We start from the raw sequence: 22992 nt of genomic DNA, 5'->3' as shown, positions 1-22992 counted from the left end.
ACAAAAATAAATATTAAACAAATTCTCATCTGAAATTAATTTAAGTAATGGTACGATGCTTTAAATTATCCTTTGTGATGAATTCAATGATTCATTGAAAGGTGTTGTATGCAAATAACAGATTTTCTTGGTCTTTTACATCCAGCGATCGCAATTATAATCGTGTTTCCACTCATTGGTACAGTAGTTAATTTTGCTTGGCAAACACGCCAACGCCGAATGCAAATTTTAGCGGGAAGTAAGAGTAAAATTCCTCCAGTGGTTGGTGCAGAACATAAGCAGTTAGGTGAAAGGCTCACAAGTGCAGTTGTTGGATTAACTTTAATCGGATTAAGCTACCCTATTTGCAAAAATATTATCAAAAATCAATTGTGGAATCAAAAACCTTTTCAAATTATTTTTATACTGCTAATATTTGCTGCCACCATCACCTCGTTAGTATTTCTTTATCGGGCAAAGCAGCGGGTGTGGCGGGCAGTTTTTGCAACTTTAACTGGTGCAGGTTTAGTAATTCTAGGCTGTCAGGATGGAGTTTATCGCCGCACCAATGAGTGGTATTGGTCACATTATTATATTGGAATTACCGCAGCACTGCTAATGATTTTTTCATTAGCAATTGTTCAAGACATTTATCAAGATAAGTCCAATCGCTGGCGTATCGTCCATACGATTTTAAACTGCATTGCTTTGTTGCTATTTATTGGACAAGGTATGACAGGAACGCGAGACTTGTTAGAAATTCCCCTGAGTTGGCAAGAACCCTATATTTATCAGTGTGATTTTGCTAACAAAACTTGTCCAACGCCAAATCCCCAAGCACCAAAATAAGCAGGGGGGCAGGGGAGCAGGGGAGCAGGGGAGCAGGGGAGCAGGGGAGAAGTAGCAGTAAGTCTTTCCCCTCTGCCCCTCTGCCCCTCTGCCTCTTGTACCCAATGCCCAATTATGATAATTTATTTGCCTAATCATTGTAGTGGCACAGTGACAATTACTGTTGTGCCAACACCCTGTTCACTTTCTAATTGAATATCACCACCATGTAGCTCCACACATTTTTTAACTATAGTGAGTCCCAGTCCTGTTCCTTGAATTACACCCACATTACTGGCACGATAGAAGGTTTGAAATAGATGAGTTTGATCTTTGAGAGGAATGCCCATTCCCCGATCTCTGATCTGGAAAATGGCGAGGCGATCTTTGCAAATCAAATCAAACCAAATAGTGTCATTTTCAGGGGAATATTTGATGGCATTGGAAATCAAATTGGTTAAGATACAATTTAGTAGGTCTTCATCCATTTGGGCTTGAGTCGATTTCCCTTGAAAAGTAAAGATAATACTGTGCTTACTACCTGCATTTAGTTGAAGAATATCTGTGAGTTCGCTACAGAAATTTTCTAAATTTAAAAGTGTAGGTTTGTATTCGAGTTTAGCTGTTTCCGTTTTACTCAAGAACAACATTTCATCTAAGAGATTAAGCATCTGATTGATAGCATTTTGTATTCGATCAAAATATTTAGTTTTCCGGTCATCAGTGAGTTTATTGTTGTTATATTCAAGGATATCTACAGCCGTCCGAATCGTTGTCATAGGAGTGCGGAACTCGTGAGAAACCATTGCTACAAAGTTTGACTTTAACTCGTTGAGTTCCTGTTCCTTTGCTAGCGCTTGACGGGTGCGTTCTTCACTCTCGCGTAGTTGGTTGATAATTTCGCTTCTTTCAATAGCATAGCGAATGGCACGCACTAACCGTTGTATAGTCATTTTATCTTTAACTAGATAGTCTTGCGCTCCTTCTGCTAATGCTTGCAGTGCTAAATCTTCATCATCAACACCTGTTAATACCACAACTGGGATATCAGGTACTGCTGCCTTAAATTCTTTCAACGTCTCCAGTCCAATAGAGTCTGGAAGGCTGAGGTCTAACAAAACTAGGTCGAATCTGCGTTGCTTTCGACTCTCTATCTGAGAATTATTAAGGGTGGACGCAGAGTTTTTCCTGCTAGCTTCTATTGCCTCAGATAAACGTTCAACATGTAACATCTGCCATTGTTTTTGATCTGAATTTAAAAATATCCGGCGTAGCAGATGAGTATCACTTGTACTATCTTCTACTAATAGAATGTGAATTGTGAGCTTTTCCATAGTACAGGGTTATATCAATTTGTCAGATAATCACCTGATTTCCTATTTTTTAGATAGGGATAGAAATCATGCGCTTACTAGAATGTTATTAGGCGGTTATTAGATATATATTTAAAGATACCTTAATTTGCGTTGAAGGTAAGATAAAATACTGTTTCTACGCTCGCCCCGGTTCCGACTCAGCCCAGATGCGACCACCATACTGTTCTCGACGAGCATGAAGACGGCGGAAAACCTCAAAAATTCGCTCAAGATATTGAGACTATTATCCTGGTAGAGATAATGTAGCTCATAACACAAAAAAATAAGTGGATAATTGTAGCTATTACACCACATATCCACTCGATACTTACTCTATTAGGGTGATTACAAAAAACCTGACAAGATGATTAAAACTTGGGAAAGTTCAAACGAATTAACGTGACTCAGTTCCCTGATTAGGGCTACCTGCTACAGAATCATTTTCTGGTGCTTCTGGTGTAGCAGTGGATTTAGCATCAGTCTTTTCAGCATCGCCAGTTTGGCGGGTACTTTCGTCAACGGTGGTTTGGTAACCACCAGAAGAACTGGGCGTAGTTTCTTGATTATCAGATTTTTGTTTTTGTTCTTCAGCCATGATTACATTCCTATTTATTTAATCTTGGGATTATCTTAAGAAGATTAGAGGTTTGAGTACATCTATCCAGAATATAGTTATGGCTGCTTCTTGCCTCTATCGGAAGTATTGTTTAGTACTACTCATGTATGCTGACAAAAATCCAGAAATGTAGAATTTGTTAGCTTTAGAACGCTTACTGTCGTTAAGGGAGAACTTGGAACGGGTTTGATGTCCAAGACGCTTTTAAAATTGCTTTATTGATAGTTGACAGAAAATAGCAAACGATCTGACTGGATCTAAATGAATAGTATGGTGTGATGATTATGATACAAACTATCAAAATGTCATTAATGAACCAGAGCAATCTATCGTTACCATCTGGATGTGTCCTTCGCAAGGCAACCTCTGGGGATCAGTGGTCGATTCGATTGCTGGTGTTTTCAGCGAAACTCGACCCAACCCAATTAAATTGGCAGCAATTTTGGGTAATTGAATACAATGAGAATCTGGTAGCTTGTGGACAGCTACGTAATTTCTCAGGGGCACAAGAACTTGGTAGTTTGGTCGTTGCATCAGCTTGGAGAGGTCGCGGTTTGGGTACTTTGCTAACGCAGCATTTGATTAATACAGCAACGCAACCACTTTATCTTGAATGTTTAGGTGAACGATTGGCGCAGTTTTACAGTCGCTTTGGTTTTGTGCCAATATCTTTTGAAGACTTGCCACAATTTCCTAAGACAGTAGGCTTATCTACGCTCAAGGAGAAATTTAGATTCTCGCAGTTAGCTAAAAGGCTGCTCAAAGTTCCTGTGGTGTTTATGGAATATCAAGGTCAGACTAATTCGTAATTCGTAATTCGTAATACTCGCCTTTGGCGAGAAGCAAGCTACGTAATTCGTAATTTAAGATATGCAGAACAAGGCTTGATACAAGAGGTTTCCAGCCCTTTACTCTCCCCCATTCCCTATTTCAACTTGGAGGTTTAGCAAAAATTGTTAGTAAGACAGGCCCTAGTAAATAATGGTGATTCAAACATAATAGCCCAGCAGAGGAGCCAAGAAGTTGACGTTGATTAGGGCTGTAGAGTCTAATTCCACGGGGAGAGATTGGCAATAATTGAGGTTCTGTCTCTTGTTTAGAAGTAATGTCAACCAAATAAAAACGTCCATCAGGAGAAAGTACCCGTGCTACCTCACTAACCACCTGTTTAGGTTCCAAATAGTGCAAGAAACTGATAGTACTGAAAACGGCATCAAATTGACCATCAGCAAAGGGAATAGACTCAGCTTTGCCCTCAATATAAATTAAGCGTGGACGGTGGCGGGTGCTCTGTCTTGCTACCCGCAACATATTAGCAGATAAATCCAATCCGGTAGCTCGTAGATCAAGAAACTGAGTAGCAAGGCGTTCAAGCAAGCGTCCAGTACCACAGCCTATATCAAGTACATTTGCTGGCTCTGGTAAATCGACGTACTCCAGCAACCGTTGGTGAACGGCTCGATAAAACACTGAAGGAAAGAACCAATCGTAACTTGATGCCCATAGGTCAAAAAGTAGCTTTTTGTGATTGAAAAAGTCATCAGTCATTAGTTTTCGCAGCTTTCTTAAAGCTTGATGCTTTTTGAGGGTAAGTTTAGCTGCGCCTCCAAGAATTTGGTTAACAACACAAATTAACTATATAGGACTCATATTTGATTGCGTGAAAAAAACTCAGTACACCTTTATTCCTTCTTAAGAGTCCCCATTACCCCTTATCCCCAGAGGGGCCCCACCATCCCCAGTAAAGAGTCCCTAGTCTCTACGAGTAATTCACGCCCATCAAATCGGATTGCTATAGCGGTTCTGAATTGCTTGCAATATCGGGCTTTTGTCGGGTTAGTTACCGAAGCTAAAGACTGGTTAATATCTAGGTTCAATGCCAGATAAAATTAATGTTTCTACCGACTTGCGCTCGAGGGGTTGGGAGAAAAAATATCCCTGTGCATATTTGCATTTCATCACTCTAAGTTGTGCCAGTTGCTCTAGTGTTTCTACGCCCTCTGCAATTACATCTATATTTAGATTCTGTGCTAGGGTGACGATCGCTTGAACAATCTCTAAGTTTTCTCCATTAGCACCAATCTTAGCAATAAAGGAACGATCGATCTTCAAGGCATTACTGGGAAAGCGGTGCAGGTAACTCAAGGATGAATAGCCGATGCCAAAATCATCTAAGTGTAATTGGATATTCATCTGTTGCAGTTGCAAGAGCATAAAAGTTGCTAATTGAATATTCTCCATAAGTACGCTTTCGGTAATCTCCAGCTTTAAACTGCCACTTTCCAAACCAGTCTCTTGGATAATTTGGTTAATTTTCTCAATCAGATCGGGTTGGGAAAACTGCTTAGTGGAAAGATTTATACTGATTGTCAAGGGTGGGTCAGTAGGAAATTGTACTTGCCAAGCACGCATCTGCCGACAAGCCTCGCCTAGTACCCAATAACCAATAGGGATAATCAGCCCAGTTTCTTCTGCTAGGGGAATAAAGCTGTCTGGAGATACTAATCCGTGTTGCGGGTGCTGCCAGCGAACGAGAGCCTCGAAGCCAATAATTTTGTAAGTTTCTAATAAAACAATTGGCTGGTAGTAAACCTGAAACTCCTGGCGTTCAACTGCCCGTCGTAGATCCATCTCTAACTCTAATAGCTGCGTTACTTGGGTGTACATAGTTGAGTCAAATATTTCATGGCGTGCCTTACCCAATGCTTTAGCGCGATACATTGCAATGTCAGCGTCGCGCAAGAGTTCCTCTGGTAGGTTATAAGTACCCTTGCTCAGGGCGATGCCAATACTGACGGTGGTAAATACCTCGTACCCACTGAGTTGGAACGCAGATGTCAGAGTTTCGTGTATCCGCTCCACTACGCTTGTTACGTCATTGGCATTTTGGAGATCGTCAAGCAAAATTGTAAACTCATCTCCCCCTATACGGGCAACTGTGTCTCCAGAGCGCAAGCAATTCTCCAATCTCCGAGCAAGGGCAGTTAGTAGTTGGTCGCCAATTGTATGACCGAGACTGTCGTTGACAACTTTGAAGCGATCTAGGTCTAGAAAGAGAACAGCGAATCTATAGTTCGCGCGTCGTTTTGTCTGCATGAGCGCACGTTCTAGCCGTTCCATAAATAAGGCACGGTTTGGCAGGCCGGTTAGTATATCGTGAAAGGCATCATGAATTAATTGCGCTTCCGCAAGTTTGAGAGCAGTAATGTTACGAGCGATACTTAAAACAAAATATACTGATCCATCGCTAGCCAATTCAGGCACAAGACGGGTATGGTAATGTCTTGTTTGCTGGGCGATCGCTAAATTGCATTCAAACTCCGTTTCTTCTTTCGTTTGGAAAACTTGCTGGAGCTTGCGATCGCATATCCGGCAAAATTCTTCCGGCAGATTTAACTCTGCGTTTGTTTTGCCAATAAATGTTTCGGCTGATATTCCTGTAATGTTTTCAATAGCTGGATTAATGTAAACGTAGCGCAATTGAGGGTTAAATCTGGAAATAATATCAGGTGCATTTTCAACTAGTGCTTTGAATTCTTGCTGGCGACGCGCTAATGCCTCCAGAATTTGGTTGCGTTCGGTGATGTCCTGAAAGACCAAAACTGCACCCGTAATGTTACCATTGTCATCTTTAATTGGTGCGATACTATCATCAATTGGGATTTCTGTACCGTTTTTAGCAATCAGTATCGTCTGTTCTGGTAGACCGACAGTAACGCCCGACTGAAGGACTTGCTTTAGAGGACTCTCAATTATTATACGAGTTTCTTCATGAGCAATATTGAATACTTCTGTTGCTTCTTTACCAAACGCATCTGCATAATTCCAACCCGTCAGTACCTCCGCAATTGGATTCATAAAATTCACATTTCCAACTTCGTCGCTAGTAATCACAGCATCTCCAATACTTTTAAGTACAGTAGTTAGCCATTGTTCATTCTGTTTTAATTTTTTTTCAGTTTGATGTTTAGAAAGGGTAATTTCAATTGTGAACTTTAATTCTTTTTCTTTGAAAGGCTTGAGAATGTAGCCAAACGGCTCTGTCACTTTTGCTCGACTCAACGTTGATTCATCTGCATTAGCAGTCAGATATATGACTGGAATCTTAAAAAGATTATGAATTATCTGAGCGGCCTGCACACCGTCCATATTTCCTTTGAGGTGAATATCCATTAAAACTAAATCTACAGAATCATCTGCTGCTTTCTTAATTGCTTCCTCTCCCGAATCAGCAAGCCCCATAACAGTGTATCCAAATTTCCTTAGCCGATTTTGTATATCCATTGCCACGATGAATTCATCTTCAACAACTAATATATTTACTGGATTCATGTTTTTCTTTAGCTTCTAAATTTAGAAAATTTTCTTTGGAAATATAATTTTATACTCTACTCCCTGATTGCTGATAAAATCGATATTGCCTTGTAGCTGATGTATTAAACCTTTGACTAATCGTAAACCTAATGATTCTGTAGCTTGAAAGTCAAAATCTTGGGCAAAACCGACACCATTATCACTGATAAAAAGTGTATATAAGTTTACTTCATCGAAGTAAAAGTCAATAGAAATTTCTCCCGTCTCTGTTTGGGGAAAGGCGTATTTTAGAGAATTTGAAATAAGTTCATTGATAATCAAACCGCAAGGAATAGCTGCATCAATGGCTAGAAAAACCTCTTCAACGTTCATTTTCAAGGTAATATCGCTGGAATTAACGTTGTATGAATAAAATAAATTAGTTACTAAATCTTGGATATAGTCGGCAAAATTAATCCTTGCCAAGTCTTGAGATTGATATAGTTTCTCGTGGATCAGAGCCATTGATTCAATCCGGTTCTGGCTATCTTTGAATACCTCAAGGGCTTGATTGTCCTTGAGATAGTCTGCTTGCAGGTTGAGCAGACTAGAAATAATCTGCAAATTATTTTTTACCCGGTGATGAATTTCTTTCAATAGCACCTCTTTTTCTTGAAGGGATGCTTTAATCTGCTCCTCTGCTTGTTTACGCTCCCGTCTCACTAGTGCCTCACGCAACTCGCGGGCAACAGCAGGGGTAAGTCGCGCTAGATTGCCTTTAATAATGTAGTCATGAGCACCAGCTTTCATAGCGGCGACTGCGGTATCTTCACCAATAGTTCCTGAAACGATAATGAATGGCAGGTCAAGTCCACTTTCCTTAACCTGCTTCAATGCAGCAGGGGCGCTAAAGGTGGGCATAGAATAATCGCAGATAACGATATCCCATGTTTGCCCTGCGATCGCAGCTTTCATGGCTGTGGGTGTATCAATCCGTTCAAAGGTTACTTCATAGTCACCACGTTGTAGTTCACGCAGCAGCAACAAAGCGTCGTCTTCTGAATCCTCAACAAGTAATACACGCAGTGGTATACTCATGTAATTCGTAATTCGTAATTAAGAAAGTCAGCTTTGCATCTATATTTTGGAGGCGGGAGGTTCAGTTGGAACCCACGTTTAAAAACGTGGGGTTGATCGTGGACACTTTGTATCTCGTGGCACTTGACCTTTGATACAATTCTTCTTTCCCCCTGCCTATACCCTTGGCGGTGATTCGTTTAAGACAAACCAGTACAATCCTAGTTGTCGCACCGCTTCACTGAATTGGGAAAAATCTACTGGTTTCCGAACATAGCTGTTAGCACCCAAGCTGTAACCATTGATTAAGTCTTGCTCCTCTTTGGACGAGGTGAGAATGACGACGGGAAGGATTTTTGTCCTGTCGTCGGTTCGTAGATGTCGTAAAACTTCCAGACCATCCATTTTAGGCAACTTCAAATCTAGAAGGATGAGATTTGGCATAACGCTCATGTCGCGATCGGTGTACACACCTTTACCAAAGAGATAATCTAGAGCTTCCACCCCATCGCGTGCCACCACTACCTCGTTCAGAATATTGTTTTTCTTAAGTGCGCGTAGGGTTAGCGCTTCATCGTCAGGATTGTCTTCTACAAGTAAAATCATGTTGTATTCCTCAAGTTAAAGGGTAAAGTAAAATGTTGCGCCTTGCTCCACTACGCTCTCGGCCCAGACACGGCCACCATGACGGTGAACAATGCGCTGCACAGTAGCTAATCCGATGCCAGTACCTTCAAACTCAGTCATGGCGTGCAGGCGTTGAAAAGCACCGAAGAGTTTGTCAATATAGGCCATATCGAAGCCTGTGCCATCATCACGGACAAAATATAGATGGGTGTCATCTTGCTGTAAAAGCCCAAATTCTATTCGGGCTTTTGGATGTTTTCCTGTGAACTTCCAGGCATTACCCAGCAGGTTTTCTAGCACGATCCGTAACAGATGAGCATCACCATTAGCAACCAATCCTGGCGTAATGATAAACTCTACTTGGCGTTCTGGTTGGGTTTTGTGCAACTCTATTGCGATCGCCTCCACCAATGCGCTGAGATCGACTTTTTCGTAACGCATCTCACTACGCGTCAATCGTGACAGATTCAGTAAATCGTCGATTAGTTGTGCCATCCGCTGGGTGGCTGCACGCACTCGTTGGAGGTAGTTTTGACCTAGCCCGTCCAGCTTGTCAGCATAATCTTCTAAAAGTGCTTGACTAAAGCCGTCGATGCTCCGCAAGGGGGCCCGCAGATCGTGAGACACAGAATAACTAAATGCTTCCATCTCTTTATTAGTGGCTTCGAGTTGTGCTGTGCGTTCTGCAACTCGCTGCTCAAGCTGGACGTTCAGACGCAGAATCTCTGACTCCGCCTTTTTGCGCTCATTAATTTCAGTTTGCAATTCTTCGTTAGTGTTTCTCAGTTCAGCAGTCCGTTTGCTAACCTCTATTTCTAATTCATCACGAGCCTTTTGCAAAGAATTTTCCATCCGCTTACGTTTGACGAGTTCCTGATTGGTGATCGTAGCTGCGAAACCGACGATAACAGAAGCGATAATGCTGCCAAAAATAGTCAGCAAAGTTGTTTGATGAGCGCTGGCGTTCGCCTTCATCGATCGCTGTTTCAACAACTTATTCTCTTCATTCTCCATAGCTGTAGTCAGGATTCGGATGTCCTCCATAATCTGCTGACCCCGATCTGTCTGAACTATTTGCAGCGCGGACTCTAAATTTTTGCTCCTAGCGTTAATCGTCTGTTCAATCAAAACCAGTTTTTTAGCAATTAGGGGTTCAAGGCGATCGAACCGCTGCTGTTGATTTGGGTTGTCCGCAGTCAATTGGCGCAGAGCCTGAAGTTTCTCGGCAATCTCGCTAGTTGCAGTGCGATACGGTTCCAGATACCGTTCTTTGCCCGTGAGAAGATAGCCCCGTTGTCCAGTCTCTGCATCTTTAATCTGTGACATTACTTCTTTTGTCTTTTCAAGCACCTCGCGTGTATGTGTTACCCATTGAGCGTTTTCTCTATACTGAAGCAAACTCAGATATGAGATTATGCCAACACCAGTCATAATTGCGACTGCTATTACAAAACTGCCTATATTCTTTTTGTAAATAGCCCGTTCCATTTTTTACCTTCCTAGTTGAAAAAGTAGCTGCTGACTAAAGTGGTAAAAACGGTGAGCCAGCATTTCCACGAGAGGCTGCGCGATCGCTGCGTTAGCGCCGTTAGGATCGTCACGCGTTCCCCTCTCTGAAAGAAAAGGGTGATTAGCAGCCCCACTACTCGTCATAGTTTTAGTAACTGATACCAAGTTTCTTAACTTTGAGAGCGAATTAGCTCTAATAAAGGATATCCATATTAGTTAATGATTGTGAGCGTATATTTTCTGAGACATCGGAAGGCAAATAATAAATTTTGTTAAATTATTCAGTATATTTCCGCAGCTATCTTCACAAGATTTTCGCTTGCATAAATTATATTAATGTGCTACATAACACCAGCAATTGCACTTAAAAATCTTGACTCATATTAGCTTGATATTAAATTGATTAATAAGTACATAGACTAGATATAAACATAAAGTACTGTCAGTAACCTGAAAAATTCAGCATCGTTAAGGGATTGAGCCGAAATGTTTGTCAAAAGAAGCAGGGGAGCAGAGGGAGAAAAAGTCGTTTTGATGGGCGTGAAATTGGATAATTTATTTTTTGGAGTTCCCACATATCAGAAATTTCTCTGTATATTTGTGTAACCTCTCTCCAAAAAGCTAGTTGCTGGGCGTTTATAATTTGTGGTTTGATTTTAACTGCCGTGGGGATAACCCAAAATCCAACATCCCAAAATCGCCCATGATTGAAATTGACGGTTCCTACGGAGAGGGAGGCGGACAAGTTCTTCGCACTTCCTTAAGCCTAGCCGCCATCACCGGCGAACCCATACGAATTACAGGCATTCGCGCTGGACGCAAGAAGCCAGGATTAGCAGCACAACACTTAACAGCAGTTCGGGCTGCGGCGAGAATTTGTAATGCCCAACTACGAGGTGATGCTTTAGGTTCAATGCTGCTGGAATTCATCCCAGGTAGTGCTGTGCAAGCTGGAATTTATACCTTTGATGTTAGTAAAGCACAACTTGGTGGTTCTGCGGGTGCGATCGCTCTAGTTTTACAGACAATTCTCTTACCTTTGGCACTAGCATCTGGCAATTCCCTGGTGACACTAAAGGGTGGAACTCATGTAAATTTTAGCCCGACAGCGACGTATATTGAGCAAGTTTATCTGCCCATACTGCAACGCATGGGTGTAGAAGCCCAAGTCAAATTAGGCGCTTGGGGGTGGTATCCCCAAGGTGGGGGAGAGATAGAGTTACAGGTGGATGGCGGTGGTAAACTCGCTGGGATCAACTTGTTGGAACGGGGAGATTTACAACAGGTGCGAGGACTAGCAGTGGTGACGGAATTGCCTTCCCATATTCCCCAACGGATGGCGAATCGTGCGGAGAATTTGTTACGGTCAGCCCATTTAAAGGTTACTGTACAGACCTTGCGAGAAAGAGGCGTAGCACCTGGGGCGGGTATTTTTTTAACTGCTGAGTATCAGTATAGCTTAACTGGCTTTGGTGGGTTTGGGCGTTTGCGGTTGTCGGCGGAAACAGTTGCAGAGATTGCTTGTCAGCAACTGCTTAAGTTTCATTACACTGACGCACCAGTGGATGAACATTTAGCAGATCAGTTATTATTGCCAGCTGCTTTAGCTTTACAAGAAAGTCAGTATCGAGTGGCTGAAGTGAGTAGGCATTTGACGACAAATGCAGCAGTAATTGAACAGTTTGGGCTGGCGCAAATAACAGTAGATGAAGCTGATAAAATAGTGTCGGTAAAGAGTTTGAAAAGATGAACAAGTGCTATTACTTTAGTAGTGCTATATGGTAGAGTCTTATAAAGAACTATTCTGTAAATTTAAATCAATCTTGTGATCCCTTCTACTCCAAAGAAAAGCTGCAAGTTTTAGCAGACAACTTTGATAAATTTAAACCTACTTTCAGAGATTCGAGTCATAAAGCAACTTATGTCATTGCAACCTGATCAAGCTATTGAAGTGTTTTACTCTTATGCTCATGAAGATGAAAAACTTCGCAACGAACTAGAAAAGCACCTCACTCTTTTAGAACGGCAAGGAGTGATTACAGGATGGCATGATCGCAAAATTGGAGCGGGAAAAGAATGGCAGAATGAGATAGACACTCACTTAGATTCATCTCAGATAATTTTGCTGCTTGTAAGTGCAAATTTTATCGCTTCAGATTATTGCTGGGATGTCGAGGTCAAACGGGCAATGGAACGGCATGAAGCCAAAGAAGCCAGAGTTATCCCTATAATTCTCGACTTTGTTGATTGGGAGAGCGCACCCTTTGGAAGGCTTCAAGCACTGCCCAAAAGCGGTAAACCTGCTAAGAAGTGGGGAAATCGTAGTGATGCATTTTTAAATGTTGCTGAAGGTATCCGGTTAGTTGTAAAAGAATTGGCAGTAAAATCGTAAATAATCACTGTTTTAACTTCATAATTGAGACTAAATAAAATATCAAAAAATTAAACAAAAAATAGTATGAAAAAATAATAATGATTTCATACTAATAGGTGCTGAAACTAATGCAGAATACCAAAGTTATAAAAGTTTTTTATTGCTGCTCCGACTCTGCACAAGATGAAAAAATGCGGCAAAAATTAGAGGAACACCTCAGTACTTTAGAGCGGCAAGGTGTGATTAACAATTGGCATAAAGGTATGATTAGCCCAGGCAAGGAATGGGAAAGTGAGATTGATACAAATTTAAAGAAGGCCGATATAATTTTAGTGCTAATTAGTTCAGAATTTACTGCTTCAGATTATCACTGGGATGTTTTGGCGAAACAAGCTATGGAACAGCATAGGGCTAAAACATCTCGTGTTATTACTATTCTGCTTCGTCCAGTCGATAATTATTGGAAGGTCGCATTCCCTAATGTCAAAGTTTTACCAAAGGGTGAAAGACCCATAACTGAATGGAGACCTTATGATAAAGCTTTTGCAAATATTGCTACGGGTATTCGAGAAGTAGCCGAGGAACTCACTGATTCTGCTTTTTCTACTAAAAAAATTCTACATTGGATTAGGGTAATTGTGATACTTGTTGCAAAAGCTGCTGGAAACACTTTTATATATGTGGCAAGAGCGACCTTTTCATATTTGTTTAGACCATTAAGGTCTCGTCGCCGGAATAGAGTCAGCAACATCACTGTGAGACTTGTTGTTTTGCTTGTATTAGGTGGTATATTTCTACGCTTCATTTCTGAACCACCTGGTCTATTAGAGATCCCTTCATCAGCACCTAAACCAACTTCAAATTCAAAAAAAACAGTAAATCCTACTGGCTGGATATGGATAGGAATGGTTAATAATACTTCAGGTGCTTTATCTGCTGGAAAACAACTAATTCTTCGTCCATCAACTTCTGAAGAATTTCCTAGTATTGCTCCTCCTGTCGTACCATCAACAGGAGCAATAGTAACTGTTAAATATGAAGTGAATTTAAGGAAGGAAAAATCTTTATCCGCACAACCAATTATTAAACTTAAAAAAGGAGAAAAGATAGTCATCCTGAAAGTAGAGCCTTTACAAAAGATTAGTAATAATTCGCCTTATATTAAATTGAGAGCGCAAGTTCGTAAATGTAACTTAACTTGCAATAAATAGTACTAAGATAGACTAAATACTTGCAGTACTAACCTTTGCCTCTATTCCCGATGACAAATTACGCGTGGGTGTATGGCAACATAGAAAATTGCCTCATTTCAACTCTTAGAAATGAGGCAAAGCTAAAGGAGCTTTTATAAGTAAAGACAGAAAATTTTTGATACTTTATCTAGGGGCATTTGCAATCAATCCCGTAAAGCCAGATTTGTTGTCAGAATAAACAAATGACAAATTTACAAAGCGATCGCAAGTATGGTTAAAACTGAGTTCCGTTTTTCTTGATACTTACTATTTACTTAAATATCTAACATAGTTTTTGAATTTACCTCTGCTAAAGGCATATATTTAGGTTAAGTTAGTTTGCGATCGCAAATACAAAGGATTGGGAATTGGGCATGGTGCATGGGGCATTGGGCATTAGACACAGAGATATTTGTTGTTGGCTGTGGTTATGCCCAATCGGGTATAGGACTTTTGCATCTAGTAAATTATGTTCTAGGATAAACCTCTGAGCTTTATCGATGAACGTTTGAGCTTTGTGGATGAATGTTTGAACTTTGTCGATGAACGTTTGAGCTTTGTCGATGAATGTTTGAACTTTGTCGATGCCTGATTCCCTATTCCCTACTCCCTACTCCCCACTCCCCAGCTACGTAGATAATTTCAGAAATCAAATATGATTCCTATAGACAGCATTGAAGTAGCTGTTAGAAAACATGGTAATAAATTTATTAGTGACACATTATGGAATTGGAACAAAACCATGATTGATGAACAAGAAATAGAAAAATTGTGGCAAGCTTTCAAAGTATTAGACGTAGACGGCAACGGATCTATCTCAACCGAGGAACTGGGGGAGGTAATGCGATCGCTAGGGCAAAATCCCACGGAAGCGGGACTGCGTGACTTGATTAAGGAGATTGACGTTGATTTGTCAGGCACTATCGATTTTGAAGAATTTAAAACGTTGATGATCGCGAAAGTAGGCGATCGCCAAAGCCGCCTGAAGTTAGCCTTCAGTGCCTTTGATGAGGACGGTAGCGGTCAAATTACTGCCGTTGAGTTGCGGACGGTCATGAGTCAGTTTGGACTGACAGACACTGAATTGAAAGAGATGTTGCAGGAAGTAGATCATGATGGCGATGGCTCAATTGACTTTGAGGAATTCTGTCAGTTAGTACCAAAGGAGTCAGAAAGCAAAACTGGTTATCAAGACTCACCGATTTCCCTTAACAGCTCGCTCAAGACAGTTGCTACTTCCAATCAGGCCGCAGCAGCCAGCACCCAGCCGATACCAGAAGCAACGACTCCAGAGTTGGCACAACTAAGAGAACAGTTAGTACAACACCCAAACTCACCGAATCAGAAAAAAAGCGGTACGTCTCCCTTGCAAATGCAGATTGGTTTGTTTCGTTTGATTCAAGGAGCAGCCTACCGCAGTTTTCGTGAAAGTTTCTCTGCAAATCACGAAACTCATTTGCGGGTGAAAAACTTGCCATATAGAATTACTGATTTTGTGGAGTTTGTCAAACAAGCGATCGCACTGTACAAAGCATTAGGTATAGTATCCGAGGATTGCTACCCCGTCCTGGATGCAGTGGTTGAATCAATTGCCGATGAATATGCTCGATTGCACGAGCGGATCAAAAACTGGCAAACAGTGGCAAAGACACCAGAAATGTTGGCAGAACAGCAAGCGATTTTAGAAGCTCGGAGTAAATTTGCTAATGTCAAAGAAAAGTTTGCAGCTGGAGTCGAGTTTGCAATTACGATCAAAAAGAAAAGTCTCAGCTTGGGTGACATCGTAGAAGGTGTGTTGGCGATTAACGAACTTAATCGTCTCAGGGGAATAGAACTGAACGAAGAAATGGCTCCACCACCAACTAAATCTGCGGGAAATCCAAAAGACTATTTGAATAAGTGGAACCGCGTTATTCTCTCCCAAGCAACCGAGGAAGTAGATGGTGCAATCATGCCAGTAACATATTGGTATGAAGACTTTATGCCAAAATTGTTGGCAGCGTTTAGTGTTTCTACCACAGCAGATATCCAAAGTAACACCGTACCCGACGAGGCGGCTTTGGATGAGTGGTATCAGTGTACAAAAAACTCAGGAGAATTTAACCGCTACGGGGCGGATGTTGCCGAAAATTTTGCCGATTGCACTCCCAAACAGAAATTGATACTCAAACAAGCATGGCGGTTAACCCATCACTACCTGAATGGAGTGCAGAAACGCCGCGAACGCCTAGAGTTTGGACGAGAATCAGGTGCGCTATCACAGTATGTAGCATTCATTGATGTCTATCTAGATCGGACTGAGGTGAAGGATTCCCAAATGCGAGTCAGCTTCCCCTACTACATTGGCCCAGCAGTGTGGCGCTTCTTCCATACCACAGCTGAGATTGTGTGTACCAAAACCGATGTACAGCAAAAAGCCGCAGTAGCAATCTTCAAAGATTTCTTCCAACTATTTGCCACAATGTACCCCTGTCCTTACTGCCGACACCACCTGAATATGTATGTTGTCCAAAATAAGGAAGTGGATATGTATCCTGTAGAGTACCTAGTGCTGGGGCGCGATCCCAATCTGACTGACTTTGAGGTGTCATTGGAGGCGAAATTATCCACCGTCGTAGATGGTTCTTCCCTGCGGTTATTCTTCTGGAAACTGCATAACACCGTTTCCTCCTCCATTGCGCGATCGGAAGAATGGTATCACAAGGATGAAAAAGCGTTCTACACCACCCGTTTTTGGCCCAGCCTTGACTCTGAATTAGCAAGAGCCAATGCACTCAAATACACTAGCATAGAAACTGCTCGCATCTACAACATCTATGGAATTCTTAAGCCATTGGCACGGCTGACAGGGGTAAAAACAGAATTGCCAAAGCTACTAGAGAAAGGCGATGCGAACAATCTCAAGGAAGCCTGTATAGTTGCACAGAACCACATCAAAGATTTAGAGGAAGCTGTCTTTAGCGGAAAGTTTCTGCAAGAAACATACTACTTTGAACCTAGCCTTGTGGATAAACCTCCACTCTTTACCCCTGAAGAAGAAGAGTTTGCCCGAACTGGTATGTTTACAGAAACCATTTAAATATAGGACTTACGCAAAAAAGCTCTCTAACTCTTATTCCTCTGTGTTCTCTGCGTTCTCTGTGGTTTGATTTTGCGTGACCTGTGCGTAAGTCCTAAAATACTTAGAATGCTTTAATTCCCCTGCTTCAAAGTTTCGTAGAGAGGGGAGTTATAGCGCATACGTGTCAACTTAAGCTGAAACTCCTTTAAAACCTCGTTTTCAGCCAGAGGCTAGAAATGCTGCTCCTGGCGGCTCTGTTGCGAGTTCGGGAGGCGGAGCCTCAATGAGGGGCATTCCCAGTCTCCGACTGGGAACGAGACAATATCTCAAAGCTGGTTCTAGGCTGGCTTTCAGATTAAATTGACACCAATGGTTATAGCACGACCCATTAAAACCCGTTTGCTTGACCTACAGCATGCCAAACACTTGTGGCTAGCGAATCGCCCTTGGTAGCTTGAAATATTGATGATATAAAGGAGACAATAAAAATAGCCAAAGTAGAAACTTGCCCCGAAAAGGCAATTTCAATGCTTTGAAAAGTCACAACAGAGTTGGTATCTCACGCTGTATATGCCTTTGAATATCCTCTAAAATGACTGTTTAGAAGCGTAAAGGTCTAATTTATAGAGGATTTTTCCTAACAGACAACCGCCGATGTAGCCTGTAACCAACACATGACCAATCGAGAGGAATTAATGATGAACGAGTCAACGTTAGCAAGCAACGCCGACGTAAATTTCCTGATTGGTGGAGGTGAAATGGGTGCTAGGATGCGAGAATACGATTGGTCAAAAACGTCCCTTGGCCCAACACAGCAGTGGCCACAGAGTTTAAAGACTGCCGTGCGAATTATGCTAACTTGCCGTCAACCCATGTTTGTTTGGTGGGGCGAGGAACTGATTAACCTTTACAATGACGCTTATAAAACTATTATTGGCGGCAAACATCCAGAAGCATTTGGGCAGCCAGCTTCCTACGTGTGGCGGGAAATTTGGGATCAGGTTGGGCCTCGAGCTGAATCAGCGATGCTGAAGAATGAGGGGACTTACGACGAAGCGCTGCTGCTAATTATGGAGCGCAATGGCTACCCAGAAGAAACCTATTATACTTTTTCATATAGCCCGGTTCCTAATGACCAGGGCGACACAGGTGGGATCATCTGCGCTAACACAGACGACACGCAGCGGATTATCAGTGAGCGTCAGTTGGCACTTTTGCGCGAACTAGCGGCGAGGACAGCAGACGCGCGAACATTTGATCAAGCCTGTACGCTAAGTGCGAGTTGTCTAGAGAGCAACCCTTACGATCTCCCTTTCGCCATGATTTATCTGGTCGATCCCGATAAGCAGGAAGTTTTTCTGGCTGGAACGTGCCGCATCGAGCAAAACCACGTAGCAGTTCCACAAACAGTGGCTCTCGATGCTGATGGGGTTTGGCCCTTTGCGGAAGCGATCAGAACGCATCAAGCCAAACTGATTTCCGATTTGGAAGTGTCTTTTAGTAGTCTACCCTGTGGTGTTTGGCAGCGATCGCCCCATCAAGCGATCGCAGTACCCATTGCCCCATCCGGTCAAACCGGAAAAGCTGGTATATTAATCGCTGGTTTGAACCCCTACAGGCTATTCGACGACAATTATCAAGGATTCATTGATTTAGTTGCGGCTCAAATTGCAGCCAGCATCGCTAACGCCCAAGCTTATGAGGAAGAACGCAAACGCGCTGAAGCCTTGGCAGAAATCGATCGCGCCAAAACCGTCTTTTTCAGCAACGTCAGCCACGAGTTCCGTACCCCACTTACTCTGATGTTGGGGCCATTAGAGGACACCTTAACCACTTGTGCGACTCTGCTTCCAGCCAAAGAACGAGAGCAGCTAGAAATGGTGCAACGCAACGGACTTCGGCTGCTGAAACTGGTCAACAGCTTGCTAGATTTTTCACGCATTGAAGCCGGAAGGGTTGAAGCATCTTATGAACCCACCAACCTTGCCACCTTCACCGCAGAACTAGCTAGTGTATTTCGTTCAGCAGTAGAACGGGCAGGGATGCAGTTATCAGTCAATTGTCCTTCCCTGCCAGCATCAGTGTATGTAGATCGGGAAATGTGGGAAAAAATTGTTCTTAACCTGCTCTCGAATGCCTTCAAGTTCACGATGGCTGGAGAAATTGCGGTCAGTTTGCAGTGGTCAAATGACCATATTGAGTTTGCAGTCAAAGACACAGGAATCGGTATTCCAGCCGCAGAAATCCCCCACCTTTTTGAACGATTCCACCGCGTCAAAGGGGCGCAAGGACGAACTTTTGAAGGGTCAGGAATTGGATTGTCACTGGTGCAAGAATTGGTGCAAATGCATGGTGGAACAGTTGATGTTACCAGTCTTCTCGGAGCAGGCAGTTGCTTTACTGTGTCAATTCCAACAGGATATGCTCATTTGCCTCCAGACCGGATTAGTGCCCCGCGAACTTTAGCTTCAACTGCATTAGGTGCAACACCTTATCTAGAAGAAGCCCTGCGGTGGCTACCCGAAGAGAGCAGGGGAAGCAGGGGGAGAAGAGAAGCAGGGGGAGAAGAAATTGTTCAAGAAGAATACGATTCTTCCCCTGCCTCCCCTGCCTCCCCTGCTCCCTCTGCCTCCCCTGCCTCCCCTGCCCCCCGAATTCTCCTGGCTGACGACAATACAGATATGCGTGATTATGTCAAGCGGCTATTAAGTCAGCAGTATGAGGTGGAATCAGTGCCGGACGGTTTAGCTGCTTTGGATTCTGCTCGTAGACGTGTCCCAGATTTGGTACTGACAGATGTGATGATGCCTGGATTAGATGGCTTTGGACTGCTGCAAGCATTACGAGCCGATCCGCTGACGCAAAAAGTTCCAATCATTCTGTTGTCGGCACGGGCGGGAGAAGAGGCGCGGGTAGAAGGGTTAGAAGCGGGGGCTGATGATTATCTGATTAAACCTTTCTCTGCCCGTGAATTGTTGGCGCGAGTAGAGGCAGCCCTAAAAATGGCTCGTCTCCGCCAAGAGGCAATGGAACGCGAGCAAGGGTTGCGAATTGAAGCTGAGGTCGCCAAAGCCCACCTAGAGACTGTCATCGCTGGCATCCAAGACCAGTTCTTTGTGTTGGATCGAGAGTGGCGTTATACCTTTGTCAATCAACAAGTAGCAGAAATTGTTGGCATCCCCAAGGAAGAGTTGCTAGGTAAGATCATTTGGGAAGTGTTTCCCGATCTGGTTCAAAGCGAGTTTGATACTGAGGTTCATCGGGCGAACGCACAAAACACCGTTGTTCAGTTTGAATACTTTTATGCGCCTTGGCAACGCTGGTTTGAGAATCGCATCTACCCTTTTGCAGAAGGAGTCAGCATTTTTGTTACAGACATTAGCGATCGCAAACAAGCAGAAAAAGCACTTCGGGAAAGCGAAGAAAAGTTCCGCAACATGGCTGACAATGCCCCCTTCATGGTTTGGGTAACAGACCCCAATGGCTACTGCACCTACCTCAGTCAAAGCTGGTACGATTTTACAGGTCAGAGCGAGGAAATGGGTCTGGGATTTGGCTGGTTAAATGCTGTGCATCCAGAGGACAGCATTTATGCTAAGAATGTTTTTCTGGAAGCTAATAGGAGTTGCTCGGCTTTCCGTTTGGAATACCGCTTGCGGCGCAAAGACGGCAAATATCGCTCTTGCATCGATGCGGCTAATCCGTGGTTTGGAGTGGACGGTCAGTTTAAAGGTTACATCGGCTCAGTAATTGATATTAGCGATCGCAAAGTCGCAGAAGCCGAACGCGATCGCCTCTTGGAACTTGAGCAAGCTGCCAGAACTGAAGCCGAAACAGCCAACCGGATTAAAGATGAGTTTCTGGCGGTGCTTTCCCATGAATTGCGATCGCCTCTCAATCCGATTCTTGGTTGGGCGAGACTTTTGCAGACTCGTGAGTTTGAACCAATAGCCCTGAAAAAAGCGATCGCAACTATCGAGCGGAATGCTAAATTACAAGCTCAACTAATTGAAGATTTGCTCGATGTCTCTCGGATCTTACAAGGCAAGCTCAACCTGAAGATGTTACCTGTCAACCTAGTATTTGTGATTGAGGGGGGATTGGAAACAGTACGTTTGGCAGCAGAAGCTAAAAATATTCAAATTAAGACGCTGCTGGATGCTTCTTTCGGGCAAGTTTTGGGTGATTCCGGTCGTTTACAACAAGTTATTTGGAATCTCTTATCGAATGCCGTTAAATTTACTCCTGAAGGAGGAAGAATTGATATTCAATTACAGCGCGTTGACGCTCAAGCTCAGATTACCGTCAGCGACACAGGTAAGGGAATCAGCCCTGAGTTTCTGCCTTATGTGTTTGAATATTTTCGTCAGGCTGATGGCACGACAACCCGAAAATTTGGGGGATTAGGGTTAGGGTTAGCAATTGTTCGTCATTTGATCGAATTACATGGCGGCACGATTCGGGCAGAAAGTTTAGGTGAAGGGCAAGGAGCTATTTTCCGAGTCAGGCTACCACTAATTAAAAAAGATTTAACTCCAAAACAAAACATAGATGTTGCTGCATTAAATCCTTCTCCTCCGACTGAAATTCTTGCAGGCATCCAAATTTTAGTTGTAGATGATGACGATGATACCCGTGACTTCCACACATTTGTATTAGAACAGGCTGGAGCAATGGTAACAGCAGTGACATCAGCAAAAGAAGCACTACAAGTCTTGGCAGAGTCACAACTAGATATGCTGCTTAGTGATATTGGGATGCCAGAGATAGATGGCTATATGCTGATGCGCCAAGTTAAAGCATTGCAAGCAAACCAAGCCAAACAAATTCCGGCGATCGCTTTAACTGCTTATGCCGGAGAAATCAATCAGCAACAAGCACTTGAATCAGGCTTTCAAAAGCATCTCTCCAAACCCATCGAACCAGATGAGTTAGTCAAGGCAATTGCAACTCTAATTGGTAGAAGTAGAAATGTCTGAGTATTCAGTTGCATTCAAGCGTCGCGTCTTGATTCTGACGCCTTGGCGGAGCTTTCCTTGCTTTGCTCCTGAATTCTGACCGAATTTTAGATTTTAAATTTTGAATAATGGAATTGAAGATTCTCTCATTTGCAGAATCTCTACTTCGGGGTTGCAATTTCTGAAATTCAGCAGCGAGGGGATTGGATTGTTTGAGTTACGCCTCCTCAATTCCGAAAGTAGTCTGCGCTTCTTGTGTTGCCCGCCCAAAAAAGCGTTTTCCTGATTACGACCTTGGCAAGGCCAACTCATCCGCCTCGCTGTTCAAATTAGCCTATTTAGGCAAAACTTCAATAAAACAAAAAAATCTGTGTATTTAGATACTTTTTAGAGATTTTTTTCGTAAATGTCATGTTATTGTAACTTAAGCAAAGCCTTGCTCAGTCAATTCAAGGAGTCATGAGTATCGAGTGGTTGATTCATGATCGATAGTAAAAAAGTTCGGTTGAAGTGGCAAAATTATTGGTTTAAAACCTTTGGTAGATGGCGCTCGTGTCCGCTAACCTGTCCAATAGAAAAACCTCATCATCGGCATGTTTTTTGGAGTTGGATCGGTAGTTTTTTAGCCATCACAGCAACGTCCTACCTTGCTGTCAAAACTAATTCTCCTTTGCTGATGGCTCCTTTTGGTGCTACAAGTGTCTTGATCTTTGGTGTCCCTGACAGTCCTTTGGCTCAACCTCGTAATGTCATTGGGGGTAATCTTTTAGCTGCTATAGTGAGTCTGATAATTCTGCATTTTCTCGGTTCCTCTCCCTTGGCAATGGGAATGGCTGTTTCTAGTGCGATCGCAATTATGCAGTTTACCGGAACTGTACACCCACCTTCGGGTGCTGTTGCATTAGTCGTTATGATGACGAAACCGGATTGGCAATTTCTGCTAACACCTGCCTTTGAGGGATCGATGATTCTAGTGCTATGCGCTGTGATCTTTAATAATTTAGCAGCAGAAAGGACGTATCCAAAGCACTGGTTATAACATTGTCTCTAGAGAAAAATTAATCGTATCAAGTACAAAATGTA

The 22992-nt window shown here is 42.8% G+C and carries 16 protein-coding genes; 8 read left to right on the top strand and 8 right to left on the bottom strand.

All coding sequences use genetic code 11. The features are described 5' to 3' along the window. Positions 1-108 precede the first annotated feature (108 nt). Entirely contained in the window at positions 109-828 is a 720-nt protein-coding gene (locus RMY63_RS23700; RefSeq protein WP_322731059.1) for a DUF4079 domain-containing protein, read from the top strand. A gap of 134 nt (positions 829-962) precedes the next feature. Here RMY63_RS23700 and RMY63_RS23695 read toward each other — a convergent pair whose 3' ends face one another. Both RMY63_RS23695 and RMY63_RS23690 read right to left on the bottom strand, forming a co-directional pair. Further along, positions 963-2141 (bottom strand): hybrid sensor histidine kinase/response regulator, encoded by a 1179-nt coding sequence (locus RMY63_RS23695; RefSeq protein ID WP_322731058.1) that lies wholly within the window; start codon positions 2139-2141, stop codon positions 963-965. A gap of 415 nt (positions 2142-2556) precedes the next feature. Continuing rightward, the gene (locus RMY63_RS23690; RefSeq protein WP_322731057.1) at positions 2557-2757 is read right to left on the bottom strand and encodes a hypothetical protein; all 201 of its coding nucleotides are present in this window, start codon (positions 2755-2757) and stop codon (positions 2557-2559) included. Positions 2758-3089: 332 nt separating this feature from the next. Between RMY63_RS23690 and RMY63_RS23685 the strand changes: the two genes are divergently transcribed. After that, complete coding sequence (locus tag RMY63_RS23685) at positions 3090-3587, top strand: GNAT family N-acetyltransferase (protein WP_322731056.1); 498 nt, start codon at positions 3090-3092, stop codon at positions 3585-3587. Between the two features lie 121 nt (positions 3588-3708). Here the strand turns inward: RMY63_RS23685 and RMY63_RS23680 are convergent, their stop codons facing one another. From RMY63_RS23680 to RMY63_RS23655, 6 genes are all read right to left on the bottom strand, one after another. After that, positions 3709-4326, bottom strand: a complete 618-nt coding sequence (locus RMY63_RS23680; RefSeq protein ID WP_322731055.1) for a class I SAM-dependent methyltransferase — start codon at positions 4324-4326, stop codon at positions 3709-3711. Between the two features lie 312 nt (positions 4327-4638). After that, positions 4639-7110, bottom strand: a complete 2472-nt coding sequence (locus RMY63_RS23675) for an EAL domain-containing protein (RefSeq protein ID WP_322731054.1) — start codon at positions 7108-7110, stop codon at positions 4639-4641. Between the two features lie 21 nt (positions 7111-7131). Further along, the gene (locus RMY63_RS23670; protein WP_322731053.1) at positions 7132-8169 is read right to left on the bottom strand and encodes a sensor histidine kinase; all 1038 of its coding nucleotides are present in this window, start codon (positions 8167-8169) and stop codon (positions 7132-7134) included. 156 nt (positions 8170-8325) lie between these two features. Next, entirely contained in the window at positions 8326-8754 is a 429-nt protein-coding gene (locus RMY63_RS23665; protein WP_322731052.1) for a response regulator, read from the bottom strand. Positions 8755-8769: 15 nt separating this feature from the next. Beyond that, positions 8770-10263 (bottom strand): sensor histidine kinase, encoded by a 1494-nt coding sequence (locus RMY63_RS23660; RefSeq protein ID WP_322731051.1) that lies wholly within the window; start codon positions 10261-10263, stop codon positions 8770-8772. A gap of 3 nt (positions 10264-10266) precedes the next feature. Next, a complete protein-coding gene (locus RMY63_RS23655) occupies positions 10267-10428 on the bottom strand; it encodes a hypothetical protein (RefSeq protein WP_322731050.1) in 162 nt (53 codons plus the stop codon). Positions 10429-10987: 559 nt separating this feature from the next. Here RMY63_RS23655 and rtcA point away from each other — a divergent pair. From rtcA to RMY63_RS23625, 6 genes are all read left to right on the top strand, one after another. Continuing rightward, a complete protein-coding gene (gene rtcA, locus RMY63_RS23650) occupies positions 10988-12034 on the top strand; it encodes an RNA 3'-terminal phosphate cyclase (protein WP_322731049.1) in 1047 nt (348 codons plus the stop codon). A 171-nt stretch (positions 12035-12205) separates the two neighbouring features. Next, positions 12206-12676, top strand: coding sequence for a toll/interleukin-1 receptor domain-containing protein (locus tag RMY63_RS23645; protein ID WP_322731048.1), 471 nt, complete (start codon positions 12206-12208; stop codon positions 12674-12676). Between the two features lie 110 nt (positions 12677-12786). After that, entirely contained in the window at positions 12787-13869 is a 1083-nt protein-coding gene (locus RMY63_RS23640; protein WP_322731047.1) for a toll/interleukin-1 receptor domain-containing protein, read from the top strand. Positions 13870-14545: 676 nt separating this feature from the next. After that, complete coding sequence (locus RMY63_RS23635) at positions 14546-16969, top strand: EF-hand domain-containing protein (protein WP_322731046.1); 2424 nt, start codon at positions 14546-14548, stop codon at positions 16967-16969. 677 nt (positions 16970-17646) lie between these two features. Next, positions 17647-21930 carry an ATP-binding protein gene (locus RMY63_RS23630; protein WP_322731045.1) on the top strand — a complete coding sequence of 1428 codons (4284 nt, stop codon included), beginning with the start codon at positions 17647-17649 and terminating at the stop codon, positions 21928-21930. A 460-nt stretch (positions 21931-22390) separates the two neighbouring features. Then, a complete protein-coding gene (locus RMY63_RS23625) occupies positions 22391-22948 on the top strand; it encodes an HPP family protein (protein WP_322731044.1) in 558 nt (185 codons plus the stop codon). Positions 22949-22992 lie beyond the last annotated feature (44 nt).

This window comes from Nostoc sp. ChiQUE01b, from assembly GCF_034531255.1.
In the GTDB taxonomy this organism is placed as follows: Bacteria; Cyanobacteriota; Cyanobacteriia; order Cyanobacteriales; family Nostocaceae; genus Nostoc.
The sequence above is the reverse complement of the archived record's forward strand: the minus strand, read 5'-3'. Positions and strand labels throughout refer to the sequence as shown.